General features: G+C 72.3%; 18 protein-coding genes. 7 read left to right on the forward strand and 11 right to left on the reverse strand.

From position 1 onward, the window contains the following. Positions 1 to 149: 149 nt before the first annotated feature. Positions 150 to 713 (reverse strand): DoxX family protein, encoded by a 564-nt coding sequence (locus AB0898_RS26085; protein ID WP_366805421.1) that lies wholly within the window; start codon positions 711 to 713, stop codon positions 150 to 152. Positions 714 to 1,079: 366 nt separating this feature from the next. Continuing rightward, positions 1,080 to 2,450, reverse strand: a complete 1,371-nt coding sequence (locus AB0898_RS26090; RefSeq protein WP_366805422.1) for an NAD(P)-binding protein — start codon at positions 2,448 to 2,450, stop codon at positions 1,080 to 1,082. Positions 2,451 to 2,720: 270 nt separating this feature from the next. Between AB0898_RS26090 and AB0898_RS26095 the strand changes: the two genes are divergently transcribed. Next, a complete protein-coding gene (locus AB0898_RS26095) occupies positions 2,721 to 4,016 on the forward strand; it encodes a DUF3533 domain-containing protein (protein ID WP_366805423.1) in 1,296 nt (431 codons plus the stop codon). A gap of 22 nt (positions 4,017 to 4,038) precedes the next feature. Here the strand turns inward: AB0898_RS26095 and AB0898_RS26100 are convergent, their stop codons facing one another. Continuing rightward, complete coding sequence (locus AB0898_RS26100) at positions 4,039 to 5,064, reverse strand: cation diffusion facilitator family transporter (protein ID WP_366805424.1); 1,026 nt, start codon at positions 5,062 to 5,064, stop codon at positions 4,039 to 4,041. 290 nt (positions 5,065 to 5,354) lie between these two features. Here AB0898_RS26100 and AB0898_RS26105 point away from each other — a divergent pair, with 290 nt between their 5' ends. After that, positions 5,355 to 6,815 (forward strand): sugar porter family MFS transporter, encoded by a 1,461-nt coding sequence (locus tag AB0898_RS26105; RefSeq protein WP_366805425.1) that lies wholly within the window; start codon positions 5,355 to 5,357, stop codon positions 6,813 to 6,815. A gap of 100 nt (positions 6,816 to 6,915) precedes the next feature. Here AB0898_RS26105 and AB0898_RS31895 read toward each other — a convergent pair whose 3' ends face one another. After that, complete coding sequence (locus AB0898_RS31895; protein ID WP_374100450.1) at positions 6,916 to 6,993, reverse strand: 50S ribosomal protein bL37; 78 nt, start codon at positions 6,991 to 6,993, stop codon at positions 6,916 to 6,918. Positions 6,994 to 7,181: 188 nt separating this feature from the next. On the opposite strand from AB0898_RS31895, the gene AB0898_RS26110 reads away from it, so the two are divergent. From AB0898_RS26110 to AB0898_RS26120, 3 genes are all read left to right on the forward strand, one after another. Continuing rightward, positions 7,182 to 8,594 (forward strand): glucose-6-phosphate dehydrogenase, encoded by a 1,413-nt coding sequence (locus AB0898_RS26110; protein WP_366805426.1) that lies wholly within the window; start codon positions 7,182 to 7,184, stop codon positions 8,592 to 8,594. Positions 8,595 to 8,730: 136 nt separating this feature from the next. Beyond that, a complete protein-coding gene (locus AB0898_RS26115; RefSeq protein WP_018548779.1) occupies positions 8,731 to 9,207 on the forward strand; it encodes a GreA/GreB family elongation factor in 477 nt (158 codons plus the stop codon). A gap of 94 nt (positions 9,208 to 9,301) precedes the next feature. Further along, a complete protein-coding gene (locus AB0898_RS26120) occupies positions 9,302 to 10,522 on the forward strand; it encodes a M20/M25/M40 family metallo-hydrolase (protein ID WP_366805427.1) in 1,221 nt (406 codons plus the stop codon). A 22-nt stretch (positions 10,523 to 10,544) separates the two neighbouring features. Here AB0898_RS26120 and AB0898_RS26125 read toward each other — a convergent pair whose 3' ends face one another. Together AB0898_RS26125 and AB0898_RS26130 are read right to left on the reverse strand one after the other, a co-directional pair. Beyond that, positions 10,545 to 10,826 (reverse strand): hypothetical protein, encoded by a 282-nt coding sequence (locus AB0898_RS26125; protein ID WP_366805428.1) that lies wholly within the window; start codon positions 10,824 to 10,826, stop codon positions 10,545 to 10,547. Between the two features lie 88 nt (positions 10,827 to 10,914). Next, the gene (locus tag AB0898_RS26130; protein WP_366805429.1) at positions 10,915 to 13,566 is read right to left on the reverse strand and encodes an AAA family ATPase; all 2,652 of its coding nucleotides are present in this window, start codon (positions 13,564 to 13,566) and stop codon (positions 10,915 to 10,917) included. A gap of 297 nt (positions 13,567 to 13,863) precedes the next feature. Between AB0898_RS26130 and AB0898_RS26135 the strand changes: the two genes are divergently transcribed. Beyond that, the gene (locus AB0898_RS26135) at positions 13,864 to 14,316 is read left to right on the forward strand and encodes an Hsp20/alpha crystallin family protein (RefSeq protein WP_366805430.1); all 453 of its coding nucleotides are present in this window, start codon (positions 13,864 to 13,866) and stop codon (positions 14,314 to 14,316) included. A gap of 101 nt (positions 14,317 to 14,417) precedes the next feature. Here AB0898_RS26135 and AB0898_RS26140 read toward each other — a convergent pair whose 3' ends face one another. The 3 genes from AB0898_RS26140 to AB0898_RS26150 all read right to left on the reverse strand — a co-directional run bounded on the left by AB0898_RS26140 (position 14,418) and on the right by AB0898_RS26150 (position 20,138). Continuing rightward, positions 14,418 to 16,724 (reverse strand): FdhF/YdeP family oxidoreductase, encoded by a 2,307-nt coding sequence (locus tag AB0898_RS26140; protein ID WP_366805431.1) that lies wholly within the window; start codon positions 16,722 to 16,724, stop codon positions 14,418 to 14,420. Positions 16,725 to 16,946: 222 nt separating this feature from the next. Next, positions 16,947 to 17,909, reverse strand: coding sequence for a Dyp-type peroxidase (locus AB0898_RS26145; RefSeq protein WP_366805432.1), 963 nt, complete (start codon positions 17,907 to 17,909; stop codon positions 16,947 to 16,949). 387 nt (positions 17,910 to 18,296) lie between these two features. After that, positions 18,297 to 20,138, reverse strand: a complete 1,842-nt coding sequence (locus AB0898_RS26150) for an FUSC family protein (RefSeq protein WP_366805433.1) — start codon at positions 20,136 to 20,138, stop codon at positions 18,297 to 18,299. A 261-nt stretch (positions 20,139 to 20,399) separates the two neighbouring features. Here AB0898_RS26150 and AB0898_RS26155 point away from each other — a divergent pair, with 261 nt between their 5' ends. After that, the gene (locus tag AB0898_RS26155; RefSeq protein ID WP_366805434.1) at positions 20,400 to 21,323 is read left to right on the forward strand and encodes a LysR family transcriptional regulator; all 924 of its coding nucleotides are present in this window, start codon (positions 20,400 to 20,402) and stop codon (positions 21,321 to 21,323) included. A gap of 53 nt (positions 21,324 to 21,376) precedes the next feature. Here AB0898_RS26155 and fdhD read toward each other — a convergent pair whose 3' ends face one another. Further along, positions 21,377 to 22,213: a formate dehydrogenase accessory sulfurtransferase FdhD gene (fdhD, locus tag AB0898_RS26160; RefSeq protein ID WP_366805435.1), complete on the reverse strand. Its 837-nt coding sequence runs from the start codon at positions 22,211 to 22,213 to the stop codon at positions 21,377 to 21,379. Between the two features lie 562 nt (positions 22,214 to 22,775). Beyond that, entirely contained in the window at positions 22,776 to 25,079 is a 2,304-nt protein-coding gene (locus AB0898_RS26165) for an FdhF/YdeP family oxidoreductase (RefSeq protein ID WP_366805436.1), read from the reverse strand. Positions 25,080 to 25,454: the final 375 nt, after the last annotated feature.

Genomic DNA, 25,454 nt, shown 5'->3' on the forward strand with positions numbered 1-25,454 from the left:
ACTTGAGAAGAGGCCGGCGGGCGGGGCGGAAAAGGCGGAAATGCGAAGAACCCGGCCCGCCGGGCCGAGTCCTTCGTCGCAGATACGAGGCTTTTCGTCACTTTTGCTCGCATGTGCGGACCCCGGGTGGGCGGCGCGCGAGCAGCTGCTCACTTCGCCGGGCCCGCGCCCCGCCTCGCGGCCGCCCGCTCGCTCTCCTTCGCCTGCTCGGCCACGCCCCGCTCCCGGCGGCCCACGACGACGGCCGCGGCGGCGCCGCTCGCCAGGAAGGAGAGCGCGATCATGCCGGGCCGGTCGAGGCGGTAGCCGATGAGCCGGTCCAGGGAGTAGCGGCCGGGGCCGAACAGCCCGACGGTGGCTGCGACGAAGCCGAGGTAGGCCGGATACTCGTAGCCGCCGGCGGTGATGAAGAACCCGGCCTTGCGGTGCACGGCCACGGCGCCCGACATGCCGCCCGCCACCGCCGCACCGGCCGCCGGGGTGGCCAGGCCGAGCGCGAGCAGCACCCCGCCGCCGCCCTCGGCGAGCCCCGAGGCGATGGCGCTGGGCTTGCCGGGCCGGTAGCCCATGGCCTCCATCGCCTGGGCGGTCCCGTCGATCCCGCCCCCGCCGAACCAGCCGAGGAGCTTCTGCGCGCCGTGCGCGGCCAGGACGCCGCCGGTGCCCAGGCGCAGGGCCAGCAGTCCGAGATCCTTGCGGTGCAGCAGACCCATGAGGAGATCCTTCCGTCGAGAGAAGCGGTCCCGTCCAGTGTTCGGTCTCCCCGCCGCGCGCGCCGCCCGAGGACGCGCCACCGCCCCACAGACGGACCCGGCACCGCCCTACAGTCGGGACCCGGCATCGCCCCCGCGGCCCGACCCGCTACGGCCCCACGGCCGGACCCGGCACCACCCCACAGTCGGCCCCGGCACCACCCCACGACCCGACCCGCCACCGCCCCACAGTCGGACCCGGCACCACCCCACGACCCGACCCGGCACCACCCCACGACCCCGACCCACCACCACCACGACCCAACCCGCCACCACCCCCACGGCCGGACCCCTAACCACCCCGCAGCCGGCCCCCACCGCCCCCGATCAGTGGTGCGGCGCCGGCGCCTCCGGCGCGGAAACGGTGCCGCCCGGGTGGGGGCAGTGGTCGCGGGAGGTGAGCGGGAAGGGGACGAAGGTCTCCTCGTCCGTCTGGAGGCAGATGTCGTGCCGGTGCGCGACCACCGCGGTGACCGGCTCGCCCAGCAGCCGCGCGAGGACGTAGGCGGCGGCCAGGCTGGTGACGTCGCGGACGGTGCCCATCGGGAGCAGGGACCGGGTCTCCGCGATGGCCTCGTGCTCCCCGGCCCGTACGACGATGCGGGTGCCCGGTGCCACGCCGTGGGCGGCGATGGCGACGGCGATGTTGTCGAGGTCGTCCGAGCCGACGGCGGCGAGCGCGCGGGCGTGGCCGAGGCGCAGCCGTTCGAGGACGGCCCGGTCGCCGCCGTGGCCGGTCATGACGGGGATGCCGAGGGAGCGGGCGAGCCGCGCGGTCGCCGCGTGCGGGTCGCGTTCGACGCCGACGACGGGGATGCCGAGCCGCTGGAGCTCGGCGGCGAGCCGCATGCCGACCTGCCCCATGCCGACGACGATGACGTGCCCGGAGCGGGGCAGGGTGCGCGGGCCGATGAGCCCGATGAGCTTCAGGCCGAGCATCCGCTCGATGATCCCGGCGGTGAACAGGGCACTGAAGACGAGGGTGGCGAGCATCGCGAGGCCGGAGGCGATCTGGTAGCCGGTCTCGTCCTCGCCGGCCGTGGCCGGGCCGACCCCGGCCACGACGCGGGCCGCGTGGAAGAACGCCTCGGCGGGCGGATGGCCGTGCGCGACCATCCAGGACCAGTCGCCGGCGAGGACGGCGAGGATGCCGAAGAGCCCGATGAGCAGCAGCCGCGCGCCCGCGTCGTACGGCCGGAGCTGACCGGCGAGCCGGCCCATCCGGTGGCCGGGACCGCGCCGGTGCGGCAGCCACTCCTCCAGGCAGGGCACGCCGTCGCGGGCGCGTACGGCCCGCAGCCGTTCCCCGGAGCGCTCCAGGGCGAGGGTGGCCGGGTCGACGCAGGGTCCGGCGAGCGCGGGGGCGGCGAGGTCGGCGGGCGAGGTCACGTCGCACTGGGGCAGCAGGCGTTCGAGTTCGTCGGAGACGGTCCGGTCGAAGACGGTGGCCACGATGGGGACGCGCGGTCCGAGGTGGGCGACGGCGAGCGCGTAGCGCAGGGCGGCCACGTCGTCGTGCAGGAGGATCGCGACCCCCTCGGCGCCGTCCGCGAGCGCGGCCCGCAGTTCCCGGTCGCCGGGTCCGGCCAGGTGGGTGACCGTGCGGCCGCGCTCCTGGAGGGTCGCGCAGACGCGGCGGCCGAGGTTGGTGTTGCCGATCACGACGAACGGCCGGGGAGGCAGGAGCGGGGAGGTCACGGAGGCGGAGTGTCCCTTCACTCGCGGGGGCGCGCACACCGGGTGCGGGCGTCGCCGCCGTACGGGCGCGGTACCGGAACCCTACGAGGTCGGCCCCGTCCGGTCACCCGGAAGGAGGCACACGTCCCCGGCGGCAGGGGTGGGGACGGCGGAACGCCCGCGCTCTCGCGGGGGCGGAAAGTGTCGTGTCGTCCGGTTCGCCCGCGCCCGATCTATCGTCGTCTGCGCGCGCCGACCCGCGTGCCGTCGCCGCCCCGACCTTGGAGTTGTATGGCCTCCGGGAAGCCTCCGCGCCCCTCCGTCCACCGGCTCCACGCGGCCCAGCTGCTGCGGAGGAAGAAGCTGTGGCTCGTCCCGGCCGTCATGACCGGGCTGGTGTCGCTGCTCCTCTCCCTCCTCTACATGGGCGGCATCCTGACCCCCACCGGGAGCCTGCACCGGCTGCCCGTGGCGGTGGTCGACGAGGACACCGGCAAGCCGCTGCCGGGGCAGCGTGCCAACGTCGGCGCGCAGGCGAGCCGCGCCGTCCTGTCCTCCACGCAAGGAGGTGACGTGCGCTGGCTGAAGCTGACCCGGGCGCAGGCGCAGGAGCGGCTGGACACCGGGCGGGTCTACGGCGCGCTGGTGATCCCCGCCGACTTCACGGACACGGTGGGAGCGCTGCCCACCTCCCGCGCCGCGAAGCGTCCGGTGCTGACCGTGCTGACCAACCCGGGAGTCGGCAGCCTGGCCTCCTCGCTGGCGAGCCAGATCACCCAGCGGGCGGCGCACGAGATCTCGCTGTCGGTGGGCAAGCAGCTCTCCGCCTCCCCGGCGGTGCGGGGCGAGAGCGCGTCCACGCGGGTGCTGATCGCCGACCCGGTGGAGGTCCGTACCGAGGTCGGCCATCCCATCGGGGCGCACAGCGGGCTCGGTCTGAGCGCCTTCTACTACGCGCTGCTGCTGGTGCTGTCCGGCTTCATCGGCGGCAACATCATCCACAACACGGTCGACAGCGCGCTGGGCTACGCGGACAGCGAGATCGGCCCCTGGCACTCGCGCAGGCCGACGGTGCCGATCAGCCGTACGCAGATGCTGGTGCTGAAGATGGTCATGACGGCGGGTCTTTCGCTGCTCACCACCTCGCTGATCATGCTGGCGACGGTCGGCGCGCTGGGCATGGACGCCCCGCATCCGGGCCTGCTGTGGATCTTCTCCTACTGCGCGACGCTCGCCGTCGGCCTCGGCGTGCAGGCCATCAACGCGGCGTTCGGCACCCTCGGGCAGCTGGTCTCGATGTTCGTCTTCATCGCCTTCGCCCTGCCGTCCTCGGGCGCCACGGTCCCGCTGGAGGCGGTCCCGGGGTTCTACCGCTTCCTCGGCGCGTTCGAACCGATGCGCCAGCTCGCCGCCGGCGTCCGCGCGATCCTCTACTTCGACGCCCGCGCCGACGCCGGCCTGGACCGCGGCTGGCTGATGATCGCCCTCGGCTTCGCGGTGGCCCTGGCCTTCGGCTTCACCGCCACCCGCTACTACGACCGCCGGGGCCTGTCCCGCATGGTGCCGCGCCCGGCGGAGCAGGCGTGACAGAGGGGACAGGCCGGCCCGGTCAGGCCGCCGGAGGCGTCGGGGTCCGCGGCGGGGTCGGGTCTAGGTACACGCGCTTGACGGCCGGGATCAGGGTGCGCAGGCGGGTCTCCGCCTCCTCGCAGGCCCATTCGATCTGGCTGGAGGTGGAGACGTCGCGGAAGTCGATCTTCGCGGCGATGAGGATCTCGCCGGGGCCCTGCACCATGGTCGTCAGCTCCAGGACCTCCTGGACGGCGTCGACGGAGAGCAGTTCGCGGCGTACCGCGTCCCGCATCGGTTTGGGCAGGGCGCGGCCGACGAGGAGTTCGGTGTTGGCGCGGCCGAGGACCCAGGCCACGAAGATCAGCAGTACACCGATGAGGATCGAGGCGATTCCGTCGTACACCCCGGACCCGGTGAGCTGGCCGCCCAGCAGGCCGAGCGCGGCGAGGGCGAGGCCGATGAGCGCGGCCGAGTCCTCCATGACGACGGCCTTCACGGCCGTGTCGGGGGTGTGCTGGAGGTAGCGCAGGATGGGCACGCGGAAGTGCTCGGCGCGCCCGGTGGCCTGCCGCAGGCCGGTGCGCAGGGACAGTCCCTCCAGGACGAAGGCGACCGCGAGCACGATGTACGAGATCAGCGGGTTGCCCGGCTTCTCGCCGTGGGTGAGGGCGTGGATGCCGTCGTAGAGGGCGAAGACGCCACCGCCGACGAAGGTGGCGACGGAGGCGAGCAGCGCCCAGATGTACCGCTCGGGGCCGTAGCCGAGGGGGTGGTCGTCGTCGGCCGGTTTCCGGCTGCGTTTGAGGGCGACGAACAGCAGCCCCTCGGTGACGGTGTCGGCGGCCGAGTGCCCGGCCTCGGCCAGCATCGCGCTGGAGCCGCTGAGGACACCGGCGACGGCCTTGGCGAGCGCGACGCCGAGGTTGGCGGCGGCGGCCACCAGCACCGTGAAGGTCGATCCGCCCGCGCCCGGACCGGCCGCGGAGCCCACCCGGGCGTCCAGGTAGGGGCCCTTGCGCGCGTTCGTCCCGGGGTCCTGCTCGGGTTCACCCTGTTCGCTCATAGCCGGACAGTAATCCCCTTCGGTGCGGGAAGTCCCGGCGTGGCGGCGCCCGCGCGGGTGCGGCCCGGTCGGGGCGGGCCTCGGGACGGCCTGGACCGGCAGTCGCCGTCCAGTCTCGGCGGCCCCGCGCGCCCCGGCCAGCGCTGCCGTCCGTCCGGGGGAAAGGCGTACCCGCCCAGGTCCGCGGCCGTTTCCGCGGCCGCCCGGCGCGGAAGACCTTGCCCGCACCGCCACCCGGCCCTCACCGGGGACACACGCTGAGGACATTCCCAGGACAGGGGGACGCGCAGATGCAGGGGTTCTCCCGCGAACCGGGGACGCACGGGCCGGTCACCGAGGTGCCGCCCGAGGGGATGCGGAGGATCTACCGCTGGGCGGCGATGATCGCCATCGGCGGCTTCCTGTTCGGCTACGACACCGGTGTCGTCTCCGGCGCGCTGCTCTTCGTCACCGACGACTTCCGTCTCTCCCCCACCGAGCAGGGCACGATCGTCAGCGTCCTGCTGATCGGCGCGATGGCGGGCGCGCTGTGCGCGGGGCGCCTCGCGGACGCGCTCGGGCGGCGCAGGGCGGTGGCCCTGGAGGGCGCGGTCTTCCTGGTGGGTACGGCCATCGCGGCGACGGCGCCCGCCTACTGGACGCTGCTCATCGGCCGGGTCGTGCTCGGTCTGGCGGTGGGCGCGGCCTCGGCGACCGTGCCGGTGTACCTCTCGGAGATCTCCCCCACCCGCGTCCGGGGCCGGGTGCTCAGCGCCAACCAGCTGATGATCACGGTCGGCATCCTGGTGTCGTACCTCGTGGACCTGGCGTTCGCGGGCAGCCGCGACTGGCGGCTGATGTTCGCGCTGGGCGCGGTCCCGGCGACCGTGCTGACCCTGTGCTGTCTGCTGGTGCTCCCGGAGTCGCTGCCGTGGCTGGTGCGCAAGGGGCGCTGGCGGCAGGCGCGCGAGGTGCTGGGCCGGGTCCTGCCGCCCGAGGAGGCGTCCCGGGTGGTGGCGCGGCTGCGCAACGAGGTGCCGGGGCCGCGCCGCAAGCCGGGCGAGGAGCCGGAGCGCCCGGTGGGCTGGCGCACGCTGCTCACCCCGGGGGTGCGTCCCGCCCTGGCCGTGGGTCTGGCGATGGCCCTGATCCAGCAGTTCGGCGGCATCAACACGATCATCTACTACGCCCCGACGATCATCGAGAAGACCGGTCTGAGCGCCTCGAACTCGATCTTCTACTCGGTGTTCATCGGCGTGATCAACCTGCTGATGACGATCCTGGCCACCAAGCTGATCGACCGCGCGGGCCGCCGCACCCTGCTGCTGGTCTCGCTGGCCGGCATGGCGCTCCTGGTGGCGCTGCTGGGCCTGAGCTTCATCGCGGGCTGGAACTCCGAGCTGTCCCTGGTGTGCATGATCCTGTACATCGCCGCCTACGCGGGCGGTCTCGGGCCGATCTTCTGGGTGCTGGTCGGCGAGGTGTTCCCGCCCAGGGTGCGCGCGCTGGGCTCCAGTACGGCGACGACGGCCAACTGGATCGCCAACTTCGTCGTCAGCCAGGCGTTCCTGCCCGTGGCCGCGGCCATCGGCCAGGGGCAGACCTTCCTCGTCTTCGCGGTGATCTGTTTCCTGGGGCTGCTGTTCGTGGCCCGCTTCGTGCCGGAGACGAAGGACCGCTCGTACGAGGAGATCGACGCGGCGCTCCAGGCCCGCTTCGGGCATCCGCGCGGCGGCCGGGGCGACGTGAAGGAGCCGGCGCGGCGGAGCTGAGCGGGGCCGGTCCGTCGGGCCGGCGGGCCGGGAAACGAGGCCGGGCCCGGGTTCCTCCCCCGAGGGAGAGGCTCCCGGGCCCGTGCGGCTCAGGCCGGTGTCAGCTCTGAGGCCGCTTGCCGTGGTTCGCGGCGTTGCCGCGGCGGGCCTTCTTCTTACGACGGCGCTTCGAGGACATGGGATACCTCCTGCGGCTCTCGACGGCTCGGTCCGGACGCACGGCGGAACGGGCCACCGCGCGACGCGTCCGGACACCGTACCCGCCGTCCGTGTGCCGGGCCAGCGCCGACCGGCCGAGTCGCGTACCGGGTCCGGGGCACGGACGATGGCGGGAAGGATCGCGTCCACGGTGAGGAGCGGGAGCCCATGCCCGGTTCGTGGGAAGCCGATGCTCTGGTGATCTTCGGGGTGACCGGGGACCTCGCACAGAAGATGACGTTCCCCGCGCTGTACCGGCTGGAGCGGCGCGGGCTGCTCGACTGCCCGGTGATCGGCATGGCGGGCCGGGAGCTGACGGACGAGCAGCTCGTGGAGCGGGCCCGCGAGGCGGTGGAGGCGGCCGAACCGTCCGTCAACGCGGCCGTCTTCGACCGGCTGGCGAGCCGCCTGAGCTATATCCACGGCGACCTCCAGGGCCCCGGGCCCTACCAGCGGCTGGCGGATCAACTGGGCCGTCGCAGGCGGCCGTTGTTCTATCTGGAGACGCCGCCCTCGCTGTTCACGCCGATCGTGGACCAGCTGGCCGCCGCGCGGCTGCTCGGCCAGGCGCGGGTGGCGCTGGAGAAGCCCTTCGGACACGGCCTGGCCTCGGCCCGCGCGCTGAACCGGCAGCTCACCCAGGTGCTCGACGAGGGGCAGATCCTGCGCGTGGACCACTTCCTGGGCAAGGAGCCGGTGATCGAGCTGGAGTATCTGCGCTTCGCGAACTCCGCGCTGGCCGAGGTGTGGCACCGCGACAGCGTGACGGCCGTGCAGATCACCCTGGCCGAGGAGTTCGGGGTGGAGCAGCGCGGCCGCTTCTACGACGACGTGGGCGCCGTGCGGGACGTGGTGCAGAACCATCTGCTGCTGGTCCTCGCCCTGGTGGCGATGGACCCGCCGGCCGGCTCCAGCGCGGCCGACCTGTGGGCCAAGCGGGTCGAGGTGCTGCGCGCGATGCCGGAGGCCGACGCCCACGACTGCGTGCTCGGCCAGTACACCGGCTACCAGGGGATCTCCGGGGTGGCGCCGGGCTCGACGACCGAGACGTACGCCGCGCTCCGGCTCGGCATCGACAACTGGCGCTGGGCCGGGGTGCCCGTCCTCATCCGCGCGGGCAAACGGCTGCCGGTCCGGGTGACCGAGGTGCGGCTGATCCTGCGCGAGCCGCCCACGCTGAACTTCCTGCCCGATCCGTGCCGGGTCGCCGGCAACCAGATCGTGCTGCGCATCGACCCCGAGGCCGGGATGCGGCTGCAACTGTCCGCGCTGGACGAGAACTCCGCGTGGCGCATGGTCCCGCTGGACAACGTCTTCGCCCATGAACTGGGCGCGCCCCTCGCACCGTACGAACGGCTGCTGTACGCCGCGCTGACCGGCGACGGCCGCTACTTCGCGCCGCAGGACGTGGTGGAGCAGTGCTGGCGCATCGTGCAGCCGCTGCTGACCTATCCCCCGCCGGTGCACCCCTACCCGCCCGGCTCCTGGGGGCCACCGCAGGCCGACGCGCTGGTGTCGGGCGGGGTGCCGTGGCAGCGGCCGTGGGTGCCGGACCACCCGGCGGGGCCGTCGGACCGGTGAGACGCGCCGGACCGGTGAGACCTGCCGGGCCGATGAGACGCGCCGGGCCGACGAGCGGCGCCGACTGGCAGGGCACTTGACGGCCCACCTAAGGTTTCTCCTGTCCAGCCCGTACGCATGTACCTCAGGAGCAGGGATGACCGGTGACCCCGAGCCCATCAGCGCCGACGCACGTCACGCGCTCGAACAGGAGCTGGCCGACCTGCGCGAGGAACGCGCGCTGGTGGCCTCGACGCTGAAGGACCCCGAGGAGGTCGGGGACCGCGCCGACCAGGCCGACGAGCTGCAGCGCGCCGACCAGTTGCGGCGCCTCGACGGCCGCATCGAGGACGTCACCGTACGGCTGAAGCAGTCGGAGCTGGCCGGTCCGCCGCCCGAGGGCGTGGTGGGCGTCGGCACGACCGTGACCATCCGGTTCTCGGACGACACGACGCAGACGCTGCACATCGGCGAGATCGCCGACTCGCGCGACGAGAGCCTGGTGACGTCCGACAGCCCGCTGGGGCAGGCGCTGCTCGGCCACCGCGCGGGCGACACCGTGTCGTACGACGCGCCGGACGGCAAGGCGACGGCGGTCGTGGTCTCGCTCGGCACGCCCGGCGAGCAGGGCTGACCGTCCCCGGGGCACGCCCGGCCCGCTGTCATATGCTTCACGTAGACTCTCCCTGAATGCCCGAATCGCTCGGGGAGAGCCGGGGAGTGACGCCTTGGCAGAGCACGCGGACAGCGGCCGGGGGCGCCCCGGCCCGGGCGGGGCGGTGCCCGCGCTCGCCCGGCTCTACCGCGCGCTGCACGCCCACCCCGAGCCCGCCTTCGAGGAGCACCGCACCGCCGCCGAGATCGCGGAGCGGTGCTCCCGGCTGGGGTACGCCGTCACCGACAGGGTCGGCCGCACCGGCGTCGTCGCGACGCTGGCCAACGGGCCGGGGCCCACGGTCCTGCTGACGGCGGGTCTGGACGCGCCGCCGGTCACCGAACTGACCGGCCTGCCCTACTCCTCGGTCCACGACGGCGTGATGCACGCGCGCGGCCACGACATGCACATGGTCTGTCTGCTGGGCGCCATGCGCGCCCTCACGGCGGGACGTGCCCGCTGGCGCGGCCGGCTGGTCTGTCTGTTCCAGCCCGCGACGGAGACCGGCCGCGGCGCGCAGGCCCTGCTCGGGGACGGGCTCTACGAACGCTTCGGCCGGCCCGCCGTGGCGCTCGGCCAGCGGCTGTCCGCGCTGCCGCCGGGCACGGTCGGCTGCCGTCCCGGCCAGCGCTTCGCCGCCTGTGACGTGCTCAGCGCCACCGTGTACGGAAGTGTCCGCCCCGATTTCGCGCCCGCCGAACTCGCCGCCGCCATCGTGCGGCGCCTGCACCGCATTCCCGACGCAATTCCTGATCCGGGAATGGCACACGTCGACGCGGGGCTTTTCTCGACACCGCGCGACCCTCTGTACAGCGGCGCCGATCACAATTCCGAGGCCGTCGCGCAGGCGCACATCCTGATAAACGCACGGACATTCCAGGAGAGCGTCCGCACCCGGGTATTGAGCGCCATTGTGCGCGCCATTCATCTGGAGGCGCTTTCCGCCGGCGCGGACCGGGTGCCGGAGATCCGGCAGGTGCGTTCGCTGCCCGGGATCGGGAACGACCCGCCTCTGACCGAGCGGACGCTCACCGCGTTCACCGCGCGCGGCATGGCGGTTATCCGCCCCGGCCCGTGCGCGGAGAACCTGGCGATGGGCCGGGTGCTCGCCGCCACCGACACCCCCGCCTGCTTCTGGCTGCTGGGCGGCGGACTCGTGATGCCGGAGGCGGAGCCGGACGGCGCCGGGACACCGGCCCTGTTCTGCGCGCCCTCGCGGATCGAGCCGACGATCGCCACCGGGACCCGCGCGCTCACGGCCGCCGCGACGAGATGTCTCGGGGCGGCGGCCTGAGAGCCGGAAAGCGTCGTGCGGCTCAGTCGTCGTAGTCGGACGGCGGGAAGGGGTCGCGTTCCTTGCGGGTGACGTCGCCGGTCTCGACCTCGCCCCGGTCCACCTGGCGGTCGATCTCGGTGCGCTCCTGCTCGTAGACGCGCTCGGGGCTCTCCGGCTCCCGGACGGGCAGGCCCACGTCCCGCTCGTCCTCCCGGGTGCGCTCCTCGAGGCGCTCCTCGTCGGGACGGAGGGGCATCCCGCGCCCGTGGCCGCGGTCGGGGTTGCCCTCGACTTCCTTGTTCGTCTTGTGGTGGTGCGCCATCGGTGCTCCCTCGATGAGAGCCCGGGCGCCTCTCACGCCCGGGCCGCGCCTGCCGGGCCCGCCGCGCGAGGGGGCGGGCCCTGGGCGGTCAGTCCTTCTTCGGCTCCTCGTGCTCGGCGTCCTTGTGGTCCTTCTTGCGCCCGCCGGACGAGGCCGTCTTCTTCGCGGCCGGCTCGGCGTCCTTCTTCGCCTTCCCGGCCTTCGCCTCGGTCTTCTTCTCGGCGTGCTTGTCCTTGTCGCCCTTGTCGTCGCCCTTGTCGTGCTCGCCGCCCTTGCGCACCGAGAAGTGGATCGAGTCGTCGCGGACGTCGGCGACGATCGTGTCGCCCGGCTCGGCGTCGCCGCTCAGCAGCAGCTCGGCGATGCGGTTGTCCAGCTCCGCCTGGATCGTGCGGCGCAGCGGACGGGCGCCGAACTCCGGCTGGTGACCGTGGGCGATCAGCAGCTTCTTGGCGGCCTCGGTGACCTCCAGGTGCAGGCCCTGCGCCTCCACCCGGCGGCGGGTCTGGGCCAGCAGATGGTCGACGATCTTCGACAGCTCGTCCTCGCCAAGGCTGTGGAAGATGATGATGTCGTCGATGCGGTTCAGGAACTCCGGCAGGAACCGGCCGCGCAGCTCCTCCATCAGGTCGTCCTTGATCTCGGACACGTCGCCCTGGTGCGCGAGGATCAGATGGGCGCCGATGTTCGACGTCATGATGATGACCGTGTGCCGGAAGTCGACGGTGCGGCCCTGGCCGTCGGTCAGCCGGCCGTCGTCCAGGATCTGCAGCAGCGTGCTGAAGACATCGGGGTGCGCCTTCTCGATCTCGTCGAAGAGCACCACGCTGTACGGCTGGCGGCGGACCTTCTCGGTGAGCTGCCCGGCCTCCTCGTAGCCGACGTATCCGGGAGGCGCGCCGACCAGGCGGGCGACGGTGTGCTTCTCCTGGAACTCGCTCATGTCGAAGCGGATCATGCGGTCCTCGTCGCCGAAGAGCAGTTCGGCGAGGGCCTTGGCCAGCTCGGTCTTGCCGACACCGGTCGGGCCGAGGAACAGGAAGGAGCCCACCGGGCGGTTCGGGTCGCCCATGCCCGCGCGGTTGCGGCGCACCGCCTGGGAGACGGCGGTGACGGCCTCGTCCTGGCCGACGATCCGCGCGTGCATCTCCTCTTCCAGGTGGAGCAGCCGCTCCTTCTCGCTGGCCGTCAGCTGGGAGACGGGGATGCCGGTGCGGCGGGAGACGATGTCCGCGATGTCGCCGGGGGTGACGGTGACGACGCCCTCGCGCCGCTCCTCGATCCCGGCGAGTTCGGACTCGACTTCGGCGATCCTGCCCTTGAGGTCGTTCGCCTTCTCGTAGTTCTGGCCCGAGACGGCCTCGTCCAGTTCGCGCTGGAGCTTGGCGATCTTGTCCTCGCGGGCGACGACCTCGGTGGAGCGGGCCGCGCTGCGCAGCCGGACGCGGGCACCGGCCTGGTCCATCAGGTCGATGGCCTTGTCGGGGAGGAAGCGGTCGGTGATGTAACGGTCGGACAGGCCCGCGCAGGCCTCCAGTGCCGAGTTCTCGAAGCGGACCTGGTGGTGGGCCTCGTAGGCGTCGCGCAGCCCCTCCAGGATCAGCACCGTCTCGGCGACGCTCGGCTCGGGCACCATGACCGGCTGGAAGCGGCGCTCCAGGGCGGCGTCCTTCTCGACGTACCGGCGGTACTCGTCGATGGTGGTCGCGCCCACCACGTGCAGCTCGCCGCGGGCCAGGGCGGGCTTGAGGATGTTGCCCGCGTCCATGGAGCCCTCGCCGGTGGCGCCGGCGCCGACGACGGTGTGCAGCTCGTCGATGAAGAGGATGATCTCGCCCTCGGACGCCTGGACGTCCTCGATGACCTTCTTCAGGCGCTCCTCGAACTGGCCGCGGTACTGCGCGCCGGCCACCAGGCCCGACATGTCGAGGGCGACGACCCGCTTGTCCTTCAGCGTCTCGGGGACGTCCCCGATGACGATGCGCTGGGCCAGGCCCTCCACGATGGCGGTCTTGCCGACGCCGGGCTCGCCGATGAGGACGGGGTTGTTCTTGGAGCGGCGGGAGAGGATCTCGACCGTCTGCTCGATCTCGTCGGCGCGTCCGACCACCGGGTCGAGCTTGCCCTGCCTGGCCTCCTCGGTCAGGTCGCGGCCGAACTCGTCCAGGGTGCTGGTGGGGCCGCCGCCGCGGCCCTGGTCCTGCCGCGCGGCCTGCTCGGTGCGGGACGCCAGCTTCCTGCCGTCGACGCCCTCGGCGGACAGCAGGCGGCCCGCGCCGGAGTCGGCGTCGTCGAGGAGCGCGGCGAGGATGTGCTCCGGGCCGATGTACGAGACGCCGGCCGCCTGGGACTGGGCGAAGGCGTCGGCGAGGGTGCGCTTGGCCGCGGGCGTGAGGCCCGGCTCGGCGGAGGGGGTGCCGGACTCGCTCGGCAGCACCTCGGCGATCGTCTGCGCGAGCTTGTCCGGGTTCACCCCTGCCTGGGCGAGCAGCCTGCGCGAGGGCTCGACCTTGGTGGCCGCCCACAGGAGGTGCTGGGTGTCGAGATCGGAGGTGCCGTCCTCCTCCGCGCGCTGGGCCGCCAGGTTGAGCAGTTCCTGCGAGGACTCGGTCAGGAGCCGGCCGATGGGCACACGCTGGACGGCGGGCGGCGAGGACGCCGGCGACATGCCGAAGAACCGATTCAGCAGGTCGCTGAAAGGGTCGGACGAACCGAACGGTGAGCCGAACGACATCGACATGGCAGCTCCTGGTGCGCGACGGATCAGGTTTTCACTGAACCGCGATGTCCAGTGCGCCGCAACCGGAGCGGGCGTGCTCCCGCAAGGGCTCCGAGGGGTTTTCCACACCGCTTGTACGGACCTCTCCAGGGGGGTGCCGGACAGCTTTCTCCTCTCTTATCGGCACACCCCGCGCACCCTCTTTCGGCACGCCCCGCGCACCGGAATTCGGTCACTCTCCGTTGCCTGCGCGGGCGCAGAGCATCGGGCCTAGACTCGGAAATCCGAAAGGCCGAGGAGACGAATCGGAGACAGGGCATGGACGAACGAGCGGACGTCGCCAAGACCGCGAGGTCGGCCTGGTGGGCCGGTCACGATCCCGTGGTGGAACTCCAGCAGCTGTGGGGCGAGGTCAGCCGCCTGGTGGAGCAGTCCGCGCAGCCGGAGAGCCCGGCCCGGCACTGGATGCCGCTCGTCGAGGAGGAGGACGCGGGCGACGCCTATCTGGTGCGCGCCGAGCTTCCCGGCATCCCCCGCGAACAGGTCGGCGTCGAGGTGGACGGCCGGGAACTGCACATCCACGGCAGGCTCGACGACACCGAGGGCACCAACGCGCTGCGCCGCAGGGAGGGCAGCTTCTCCTACGGCATCCGCGTCCCCGGCGACGTGAACGTGGACGGTGTGCAGGCCGACCTGTCCGACGGCGTGCTGACGGTGCTGCTGCCCAAGACGGGCGCGACGACCCGGCGGAACATCGAGATCGGCGGCTGACGGCGCGGCGCGGGCACGGCGCGGCGCGGGCACGACACGGCGCGGGCACGACACGGCGCGGCCGGTCCCGCCGTGGGGGCCGGCCGCGCGCACCGCTGTGCCTACTGGGCCGAACCGGCCGGAACCACCCGCACGTTGACGTTCTTCATCAGCGGCTGGTCGCTCTGCGTGCTGTAGTCGCCGATGGCGCACAGCACGTTCATCTCCGGCATGTACCCGGCCGCGCAGCCCTGCGGGATGTCGTACGGCACCGCCTTGTAGCGGTACACGCTGCGGGTGCTGCCGTCCTTGGCGACGCTCGTGATGTCGACCTCGTCGAAGAGCTTCAGGCCGCGCTCGCTCATGTCGTCCTCGTTCATGAAGACGAGCGTGCGCAGGTTCTTGATGCCCCGGTAGCGGTCGTCGTCCGAGTAGATCGTGGTGTTCCACTGGTCGTGCGAGCGCATCGTGCCCAGCTTGAGCATGCCGGGCTTGGGCAGCACGTCGGGCAGCTCGGCCGCCGAGAACTCCGCGCGCTCGGAGGGGGTGCGGAAGACCAGCTCGCGGGCGGGCTGCTTGATGCGGAAGCCCAGCGGGAGGCGGACGCGGCGGTTGAAGTCCTCGAAGCCCTCCAGCGCCTTCGCCATGGTGTCGCGGATGCGGTCGTAGTCCTCGACGTACCACTCCCACGGGGTGGCGCTGTCGGGGAGCGCGGCGCGGGCCATGCCGGCGATGATCGCGGGCTCGGAGAGCAGGTGCTCGGAGGCCGGGCGCTTCATGCCGCGCGAGAGGTGGACCATGCTCATCGCGTCCTCGACCGAGGTCGACTGCTCGCCGGCCACCTGGTCGTCCTTCTCGGTGCGGCCGAGGCAGGGCAGGATGAGCGCCTGCCTGCCGTGGACCAGGTGGCTGCGGTTGAGCTTGGTGCTGACCTGCACCGTCAGCTCGCACGTGCGCAGCGCGTCGAAGGTGTAGGCGGTGTCGGGCGCGGCGAGGGCGAAGTTGCCGCCCATGCCGACGAAGACCTTCACCTCGCCGGTGTGCATGGCCTCGATGGTGCCGACGGTGTCGAGGCCGTGCTCGCGGGGCGGGTCGATCTCGCAGGCGGCGGCGAGCCGGTCCAGGAAGTCCTTGGAGGGGCGGTGGTCGATGCCGCAGGTGCGGTTGCCCTGCACGTTGCTGTGCCCGCGCACCGGCGAGGGGCCCGCGCCCTCGCGGCCGAGGTTGCCGCGCAGCAGCAGGACGTTGACGATCTCGCGGACGGTGTCGACGCCGTGCTCGTGCTGGGTGACGCCGAGGCACCAGCTGAAGATGGAGCGGTCGGCGTCGCAGTAGATGCGCGCGGCCTGCTCGACCTGGGCCTGGGTGAGACCGCTCTGCTCCTCGATCTCCTTCCAGGTGGTGGCCTCCACGAGCGTCCGGTACGCCTCGAAGCCCACGGTGTGCCGCTCGATGAACTCGCGGTCCAGCGCCTTGGGGTCGGTCTCCGACTCGGCGAGGATCGCCTTGGCCATGCCGCGCAGCAGCGCCATGTCGCCGCCGATGCGCGGCTGGAGGTTGAGCGTGCTGGTGGGGGTGGACTTGAACAGCGCCATGTCCACGAAGTCGTGCGGGATGATCGTGCGCCGGGCGGCGGCCTCGACGAGCGGGTTGATGTGCACGACCTGCGCGCCGCGCTTGTACGCCTCGGCGAGCGAGGTGAGCATCCGGGGGGCGTTGGAGGCCGCGTTGACGCCGAGGATGAACAGGGCGTCGGTGACCTCCCAGTCCTTGAGGTCGGCGGTGCCCTTGCCGGTGCCGAGGGCGGCCTGGAGGGCGCGGCCGGATGCCTCGTGGCACATGTTGGAGCAGTCGGGCAGGTTGTTGGTGCCCAGCTCACGGGCCATCAGCTGGTAGAGGAAGGTGGCCTCGTTGCCGAGCCGGCCCGAGGTGTAGTACGCGGCCTGGTCGGGGTTGTCGAGGCCGCGCAGGGTGCGGCCGACCAGGTCGAAGGCCTCCTGCCAGGAGACGGGGACGTAGGTGTCGGTGTCCGCGTCGTAGCGCATCGGGTGCGTCAGGCGGCCCTGGTCCTCCAGGGCGGCGTCGCTCCACGTGGCCAGCTCGGAGACGGTGTGGGCGGCGAAGAAGGCGGGGTCCACGCGCTTGCGGGTCATCTCCCACGTGACGTGTTTGATGCCGTTCTCGCAGATGTCGAGCTTGAGGCCCTTGAGGTCGTCGGGCCAGGCGCAGCCGGGGCAGTCGAAGCCCTTGTCCTCGTGGTTCATCTTGCGTATGGCCCGGGGGCCGTCGACGAACTCGCCCTCGCGTATGACGAAGCGTGTCACGCTCTTCGCGGCGCCCCAGCCCGCCGCCGGGTGGTCGTACGGGTGGAACTCGGGAGACCGCGTCTCTTCGTCGCTTGCGGACCGTCCCGACGTGTCTTGGGTCATGGCAACTCCCTGTGCTCCGGGTCAACGCGCGGCGCGTGCATGTCGCGAGTGTGCCCAGCCTAGGTCACTGCTTCGCAGGTGGACCCGAATCGCCGGGTGCCTCAAGGGAGATGGGGCCGGGTCTGCGGAAAAGCCTTCGTAAAGAAAGGCTGTTGGGTTCACCAGGTGCCGGGCCCGGCGCGCACCGCCGTTCCGACTCGGCGGTGCGCGGGGTCCGTTGGGCTACGGCGCGGGGGTGTGCGCGCTGCCGTCCGGCTTCGGCGCGGGCGGCGGGTCCTCCAGGAAGTCGGCCGTGGGCACGTGGAAGAGGGTGCCGGTGACGGCCGTGGAGTAGTTCAGGATGCGGTCGTGCAGGCCGGGTTCGCGGCCCAGGAACATGTTCCGCAGCATCCGCTCGGTGACCTCGGGGGTGCGGGCGTAGCCGATGAAGTATGTGCCGTACTCGCGGTCGCCGATGCGGCCGAACGGCATGTTCTCGCGCACGATCTTCAGCTCGCGGCCGTCCTCGCCGGTGATGGTGTTCACCACGACGTGCGAGTCCGGGGCCTTCACGTCGTCCGGGAACTCGATGTTCTCCAGTTTGGAGCGGCCGATGGTCGCCTCCTGCTCCTCCAGCGAGGTGCCCTGCCAGGCGTCCATGTCGTGCAGGTACTTCTGCACGATGACATAGCTGCCGCCGGTGAACTCCGGGTCCTCGTCGCCGATGTGCACCGACTCGGCGGCGAGGCGGCCCTCCGGGTTCGCGCTGCCGTCGACGAAGCCGAGGAGGTCGCGGTCGTCGAAGAACTTGAACCCGTGCACCTCGTCCACGATCGTGGCGGCGCCCTTGAGCCGCTCCCCGAACTGCCGGGCCAGCTCGAACACCACGTCCATCCGGCGGCCGCGCACGTGGAAGAGCAGGTCGCCCGGGGTGGAGGGCGCGTGGTGCCGCTCCCCCTTCAGCTCGACGAACGGATGCAGCCCGGCCGGCCTCGGCCCGCTGAACAGCCGCCCCCACACCTCCGAGCCGACACCGACGACACAGCTCAACTGCGCGTCGGGGTCCCGGTAGGCGGTGGACCGCCGCATCGACGCCACGTCCCCGAGCAGCTCCCGCACCTTCTCCTCCCCGCCCGGGTCCACGGTGGCCACGAGAAACACCGCCGCCCTGGCCGGCGGGACGACTATCGGCTGCGTCTCGATCACGGAAAAACCTGCCTTCTCATCGCTTGTACGCAGCACGAACATAGACGCCGGTGGGGGGTTGGGGGCACATTCGGGGAACTGCGGGCCGGGCGCGGGGGCTAGCGCGGGCCCGGTGCAGGGGCCGGCGCGGGCCCGGCGCAGGGGCGAGCGCGGGCCGGGCGGTGACGTCGGGGTCGACGGCGAGCCGTACGGTGTCGGGCCGGTCCGGGTCCGCCGGGGCAGCGGGAGGCCGGTGGCGGAGCCGAGCGCGGCCCCGGTGTCGGGCCCCGCGCGGGCCGGGCGCCGGGGCAGGCGCAGTGTCGGGGCAGGCGCGGGCCGGGCGCCAGGGCCCCAGGGGCGTCACGGGCCCGGGGCATCACAGGCCCAGGGCGTCACGGGTCCGACGCGTCACGGGTCCGGGTGCGTCCGGTGGGACGGGGAGTGGCCGGGGCGGAGGCTCTGGCGGGTCGTGGGGGTGCCGCGGAGCATCGAGTGGCTGAGGCGGCCCAGCAGGTCGTAGGCGCGTCGCTGGGCGGCGAGGACGGCGGCGGGGTCCACACGGGACGGCCGCAGCTCGCCGCGCGCGGCCTCCTTCGCCTCGTACAGCTCCACCGAGGCGGCCGCGAGCTGGACCTGGGCGAAGCGGCGCTGGCCCGGCGTGCCGGAGAGGGCGCGCTGGGCGCGGTCGGCGGCGTAGACGGAGGCGGCGAGCGCGTCGCGCAGGCGCTCGGCGGCCCGGCCGTGGACGAGGAGCAGGGCGCAGACCAGGCCGACGCTGATGCCGATGACGCTTCCGATGACCCGGTCGTGCAGCAGCCGCTCGGCGGAGACCGGCGAGGACAGCTCGCTCAGCAGCAGCGCGAGCGGGGTGAGGAAGACGACGCCGAGCCCGTAGTTGCGGGCGACGACGTACTCCAGCAGGAACTCGAAGACGATGATCAGGCAGATGATGGCCAGCGAGCCGGGGTGCATGACGAGGACGGCGCTGGTGATGAGCAGCCCGACGGCCGTACCGATGGTGCGCTGGACGGAGCGCTGGACGGTGCTCCAGGCGTTGACCGAGTGGAGCACGGCCGCGGCGGAGATCGCGGCCCAGTAGCTGTGGCCGACGCCGAGGAACAGCGCGAGTCCGCCCGCCACGGCGGTGCCGACGGCGGTGCGTACGGCGGTCGGCATCAGGGCGGCGGCCCGGCGGCGTCCGGGTCCGCCGCGCTTGGTCTCGACCCGGGTGCGCCGGTCGGCGGGCCGCGACGCAGGGGCGGCCGGCCGCGGGGGCACGGGCGGCAGGGTGGCGGCCCCGGCCTCGTCCGGGGTGACGGCGTCGCCGGAGCGGGGGCGGGGCGAGCCGTCGAGCAGTTCCTCGGGCAGCGGCAGGAGCGTGTGCCAGCGGCGGTCGGCCAGGACGCGGGCCTGTTCGCGCAGCTGCCGGGCGACCTCGGCGTCCTCGGTGGAGTGCCGAGTGTCGTCGGTCAGCAGCGACCAGACGAAGTCGGCCGAGTACACGGGCTTGGCGGACTGGTCGGGCTCGCCGCCGCCGGACTCGTTCAGCGCGTGGTAGGCGCGCAGGGCCGCGGCGACGGCCTGGTGGCGGGCCTTGGCGGTCTCGGCGGGCCCGGCGGCGTCGAGGGCGCGCGCGAAGGCGTTCAGCGCGTCCGCGAGGGCGAGTCGCTGGAGCCGCTGGGGCTGGAGCGAGTTCGGCAGGCAGACCAGCCAGGCGACGGCGGCGCCGAGCGCGGCCAGCGCGGTGTGCGGGAGCACGTCGCCGAGGCCGGGGGTGCCCTCCGCGGTGACCGCGAAGGAGAGCAGGATCAGGACGGCGCCCAGACCGCGCAGTCCCGCGTAGTCGCAGCCGAACTTGGCCAGTCCCGCGACCGCCGCCATCCCCGCGACGGCGGCCACGCCCTGGAACCAGGGCCCGGAGGGTCCGGCCCAGACGGCGAGGAGGGAGCCGAGCCCGACGGCGAGCGTCATGACGGCGCCGACCAGCGCGAGCATCCAGAGCCGGCGCCGGCGGCTCATCGGCAGGCTGCGCTCGAAGGTGATGGTGAACGCGCCGAGGGCCGGGAAGAAGGCGAGCCGGGGGTGGCCGAGGAGCACCAGCGGCAGGGTCGGCAGCGCCATGGTCAGCGCGGCCCGCAGTGCGAAAGGAAGCGCTCCGCTCACCTTGGCCATGGCGAACGAGCCCCGCGGGGAGAGAACACGGGCCAGTCCGGCGAACAGAGAAGAGGAGTTACCGCGATTCTTTCGCATCTCTCAATAACTCTAGCAAATCGGCGATCCGGCGGACCTCGCCGGTTCGATACGGCCGCTGAATTTCCGGAAGTCCGGGAAACCGCTCCCGGTCCGGCAATGTGTGAATTCCCCTACATCTCGCACGGCCCGCGCGGGGGCCCGTCGGGCCTGGTCACACGCCCCGGGACCGGCCCGGCCCGGGTCCGGCCGGGCAGCCGACCCGACCGGCGCCACGAGCGCCGATTGGCATTTCGCGGAGCATTCCGGTACACCCATTGCGTGCTGTTTCGCCAACTCGAGTACCTCGTGTCCCTCTCGCGGGAGCACCATTTCGCCCGTGCCGCCCAAGCCTGCTCCGTCTCCCAGCCCGCCCTCTCCGAGGCGATCCGCAAGCTGGAGGACGAACTTGACGTACCGCTGGTCCGGCGCGGGCGCAAGTACGAGGGCCTGACGCCCGAGGGCGAGCGCATCGTCGTATGGGCGCAGCGCATCCTCGCCGACCGCGACGCGCTGCGGGACGAGGTCGGTGCCCTGCGCAGCGGTCTGAGCGGCCGGATGCGGATCGGCTCGGTGCCGACCGCGTCCGCCGCGGTGTCGCTGCTGACGGGGCCTTTCTGCACCGCGCATCCCCTGGTGACGGTGGAAGTGATAGCGGATCTGCAGTCGGAGGACATTCTCCGCCAGCTCCAGCATTTCGAGATCGACGCCGGAATCACTTATCTTCCGGAGGAGCTTTCGAGTCATTTCCACGCCTTTCCGCTCTATGAGGAGCGTTACGTCCTGCTGCTCACGGCCGCCGACGGGCTGGCCCATCAGGCGACGGCGACGTGGGCGGAGGCGGCGCGGCTGCCGCTGTGCCTGCTGAACGAGTCGATGCAGGGCCGCCAGATCCTGGACGGCGTCTTCGCGAAGGCCGGCGCCACACCCTCGCCGCGCATCGAGACCGACTCGGTGGCCGCGCTCTTCTCGCATGTGCGCACGGGCCGCTGGGCCAGCGTGGTGCCGCACGCCTGGCTCCATGTGTTCGGCGTGCCGCACGGGATGCGGGCGGTGCCGCTGGTGGAGCCGGACTGGAAGGTGCCGGTCGGCCTGGTGACCACGGCGCAGACCCCGGGGTCGGTGATGGCGCGGGCCCTGGCGGAGGTCGCCCGGAGCACCGACGTCGCCGCCGCCCTGGAGCGGCTGCCCGGCACCGCGGTCTGACACGGGTACGCGGGGGTACGGCGCCCGTCGAGGCGCCGTACCCCCGTGCACGGTCAGGCGACGGGCTGGGGCTCCAGGCGCTCGGCGCCGGTGTAGACGTTCATCGAGTCGCCGCGCAGGAAGCCGACCAGGGTCACGCCGCTCTCGGCGGCGAGGTCCGCGGCGAGCGAGGACGGGGCGGAGACGGCGGCGAGCATCGGGATGCCGGCCATGACCGCCTTCTGGACCAGCTCGAACGAGGCACGGCCGCTGACCATCAGCACACAGCCGCGCAGCGGGAGCAGCCCGGAGCGCAGGGCGTGCCCGACGACCTTGTCGACGGCGTTGTGCCGGCCCACGTCCTCGCGCAGGCACAGCAGCTCGCCGTCGGAGGAGAAGAGCCCGGCCGCGTGGAGTCCGCCGGTGCTGTCGAACACCTTCTGGGCGGCGCGCAGCTTCTCGGGCAGGGTGGCCAGCATCTCGGGGCTCATGCGCAGCTCGTCGTCGGCGACGGACCAGGCGGCGACGGTGCGTACGGCGTCCAGGCTGGCCTTGCCGCACAGTCCGCAGGAGGACGTGGTGTAGAAGTTCCGCTCCAGGGAGGCGTCGGGGGCCTCCACACCGGGGCCGAGGACGATGTCCACCACGTTGTAGGTGTTGCTGCCGTCGTCGGTGGCGCCCAGGCAGTAGCGGATGCCCGCGACGTCGGTCTCCTTGTGCGCGACACCCTCGCTGACCAGGAAGCCGGCGGCGAGGTCGAAGTCGTCGCCGGGGGTGCGCATGGTCACGGTGAGCGGGCGTCCGCCGACGCGGATCTCCATCGGCTCCTCGGCGGCGAGGGTGTCCGGGCGGTGCGTGGACGCGCCGTCGCGGATGCGGAGCACTCGACGCCGCACGGTCACTCGTCCCATGGTCTTGTTCCTCTCCTAGGCCCGGCGGCGGGGGGTCTCGCGCCGGTGAGCTGGTTCGCTGGGGCGGCCGGCCGGGGCGGGCCGCCGGGGTGGAGGGACGCGCCGGGCGACGGGGTCCGCGCGTCCCCTGGGGTCAGGGGGCGGTTCCTGCGGTGACGGCAGACAGCAGAGCTCTGAGAAATCCACTGTAGGTGACACCGTGGTACGGGGTGACGGCCGACGGCGCGAGCCGTGGCGCGACGGGTGGGTGGTCGGGGTGCGCGTGTGCCCCGCGTGGAGCGTGGGGCACAGCTCAGCGGGGCGGGCGGGGCCGGGGGCGTACGGGTCCGGCGGGGCGTCCTGCGGGGCGGCCGGTGCCGGGGCGGCGGGGGTGCCGGAGCCCGGGGGGCCGGGAGGTGTCAGGGGTCAAGGCAGTGACTCGTCGTCAGGCGGGTGGTCCCGGAGGGGTTTCGTGGTCCGGGGACATCCACGGATGGCCCGGGCCCGCCGGGGCTGCGGGGTCCGGGCCATCCGTGGCACTCCTCCTCCACCGGACCGTCGGTGGAGGAGGGGGCGCGCCGGCTCAGCCGGCGGCGCGGGCACCCGCGGGGACGCGGGCGGGTTCGAGGCGGATCACGACGCCCTTGGAGGTGGGGCAGTTGCTGATGTCCGCGGTGCTGTCGAGCGGCACCAGGACGTTCGTCTCGGGGTAGTAGGCCGCGGCGGAGCCACGGCTGGCCGGGTAGGAGACGACCTTGAAGTTCTCCGCGCGGCGCTCCTTGTCGTGCCAGACGCTGACCAGGTCGACCATGTCGCCGTCCTCGAAGCCGAGCTCCTTGAGGTCGGCCGGGTTGACCATCACGACGCGGCGGGCGTTGTGGATGCCCCGGTAGCGGTCGTTGGGCGCGTACCAGATGGTGTTCCACTGGTCGTGCGAGCGCGTGGTCTGCAGCAGCAGGTGGCCGTCGGGGACGTGCGGCGCGTAGAAGTCGTTCGACCAGAAGACGGCCTTGCCGCTCGGGGTCGGGAACACGTCGCGGTTGACCGGGCTGCCCAGGTTGAAGCCGCCGGGCTGGCGCACCCGCTCGTTGAAGTTCTCGAAGCCGGGGACGACGCGGGAGATGTGGTCGCGGATGTTGTCGTTGTCCGCCTCCATCTCCTCCCACGCGATGTTCGGCTTGTCACCGAGGGTCTTGCGGGCCAGCCGGGCGATGATCGAGACCTCGCTGAGCAGGTGCTTGGAGGCCGGGGGCAGCTTGCCGTGCGAGCGGTGGACGTCGCTCATGGAGTCCTCGACGGTGATCCACTGCTCCACGCCGTTCTGGTAGTCGCGGTCGCTGCGGCCCAGGGTCGGCAGGATCAGCGCGTACTCGCCGCAGACGGTGTGGGAACGGTTGAGCTTGGTCGAGATGTGCGCGGTCAGGCGGCAGTTGCGCATCGCCTGCTCGGTGTACTCGCTGTCGGGGGTCGCCCGCACGAAGTTGCCGGCCACGCCGAGGAAGACCTTGGCCTTGCCCTCGTACATCGCCTTGATGCCCTGCACGGCGTCGTAGCCGTGGTGGCGCGGCGGCTCGAAGCGGAACTCGCGGCCGAGCGCGTCCAGGAACTCGTCGGACATCTGCTCCCAGACGCCCATGGTGCGGTCGCCCTGCACGTTGGAGTGGCCGCGGACGGGGCAGACGCCCGCGCCCGGCTTGCCGATGTTGCCGCGCAGCATCAGGAAGTTGGTGATCTCGCGGATGGTGGCGACACCGTGCTTCTGCTGCGTCACGCCCATCGCCCAGCAGACGATGGCGCTCTTGCTCTTCATGACGCGCTGGTGGAGCTCCTCGATCTCGGCCATGGTCAGGCCGGTCGCGGTGAGGATGTCGTCCCAGGAGATCTTGCGGACGTGCTCGGCGAACTCCTGGAAGTTGATGGAGTTCTTCTTGATCCACTTGTGGTCGAGCACGGTGCCGGGCGCGGCGTCCTCGGCGTCGAGGAGGAGCTTGTTGAGGCCCTGGAAGAGGGCCATGTCGCCGCCGGCGCGGATGTGCACGAACTGGTCGGCGATGGCGGTGCCGTTGCCGATGACGCCGCGGGCCTTCTGCGGGTGCTTGAAGCGGATGAGACCGGCCTCGGGCAGCGTGTTGACCGCGACGACCGAGCCGCCGTTGAGCTTGGTCTCCTCCAGCGCGGCGAGCATGCGCGGGTGGTTGGTGCCCGGGTTCTGGCCGACGAGGAAGATCAGGTCCGAGTGGTGGATGTCGTCCAGCGAGACGCTGCCCTTGCCGATGCCCAGCGACTGGCCCAGTCCCCAGCCGGTGGACTCGTGGCACATGTTGGAGCAGTCCGGCAGGTTGTTGGTGCCGAAGGCGCGGGAGAAGAGCTGGAGGAGGAAGGCGGCCTCGTTGTTCAGGCGGCCCGAGACGTAGAACATCGCCTCGTCGGGGGAGGCCAGCGCGCGCAGTTCGCGGGCGAGCAGGGAGAGAGCCTCGTCCCAGCTGACCGGCTCGTAGTGGGTGGCGCCCGGGCGCTTGATCATCGGCTCGGTCAGGCGGCCCTGCTGGTTCAGCCAGTAGTCCGACTTCGAGTCCAGCTCGGCGATCGAGTACTGCTTGAAGAAGTCGCGGGTGACGCGGCGCGAGGTGGCCTCGTCGTTGATGTGCTTGGCGCCGTTCTCGCAGTACTCGTTGAAGTGGCGCTTCTTGTCCTCGGGCCAGGCACAGCCCGGGCAGTCGATGCCGTCGATCTGGTTGATGTTCAGCAGCGTCAGCATGGTGCGGCGCGGCGACGTCTGGCTCAGGGAGTACTCCAGAGCGTGCGTCACGGCGGGCACACCGGTGGCCCACTTCTTGGGAGGCGTGACCGAAAGGTCGTCGATCGGGTCCTCGATGCTGCTGCTCATAATGTGCTCTGCCTCTTTCTCACATACGCCTGTACAGGCGGGTTCCGGTCGGCGGGGAGATGACGCGCCGCCGTGCGGAGGCCGGCTCGGTCCCGGGAGCGTGGTGTGAGGTCCCCTCGGGTCCGGGCGGGCGGCCGCTGCGGCAGACGTTCGGCCCGGAGGGAGAGCCTCGGGCGCCGTCCCTCGTGCCCTGTCCGCGATTCGCGTTATCCGAATCCCGCTGCAAAGCCAGTTTCTGCCTTTTACCGGGGGAAGTCAAAGAGGCCATTTCGATCACCTAATAGGCGCCGCTTATCGTCCCTTCACCCCCGGTGAACGGCGATTCATCCGAGCCGCTACTCTACACACGTCCACCTTTCCGGGTGGACCGCGCCC

Origin of the sequence: Streptomyces sp. NPDC005435 (assembly GCF_040703155.1) — a bacterium.
Classification (GTDB): Bacteria; Actinomycetota; Actinomycetes; order Streptomycetales; family Streptomycetaceae; genus Streptomyces.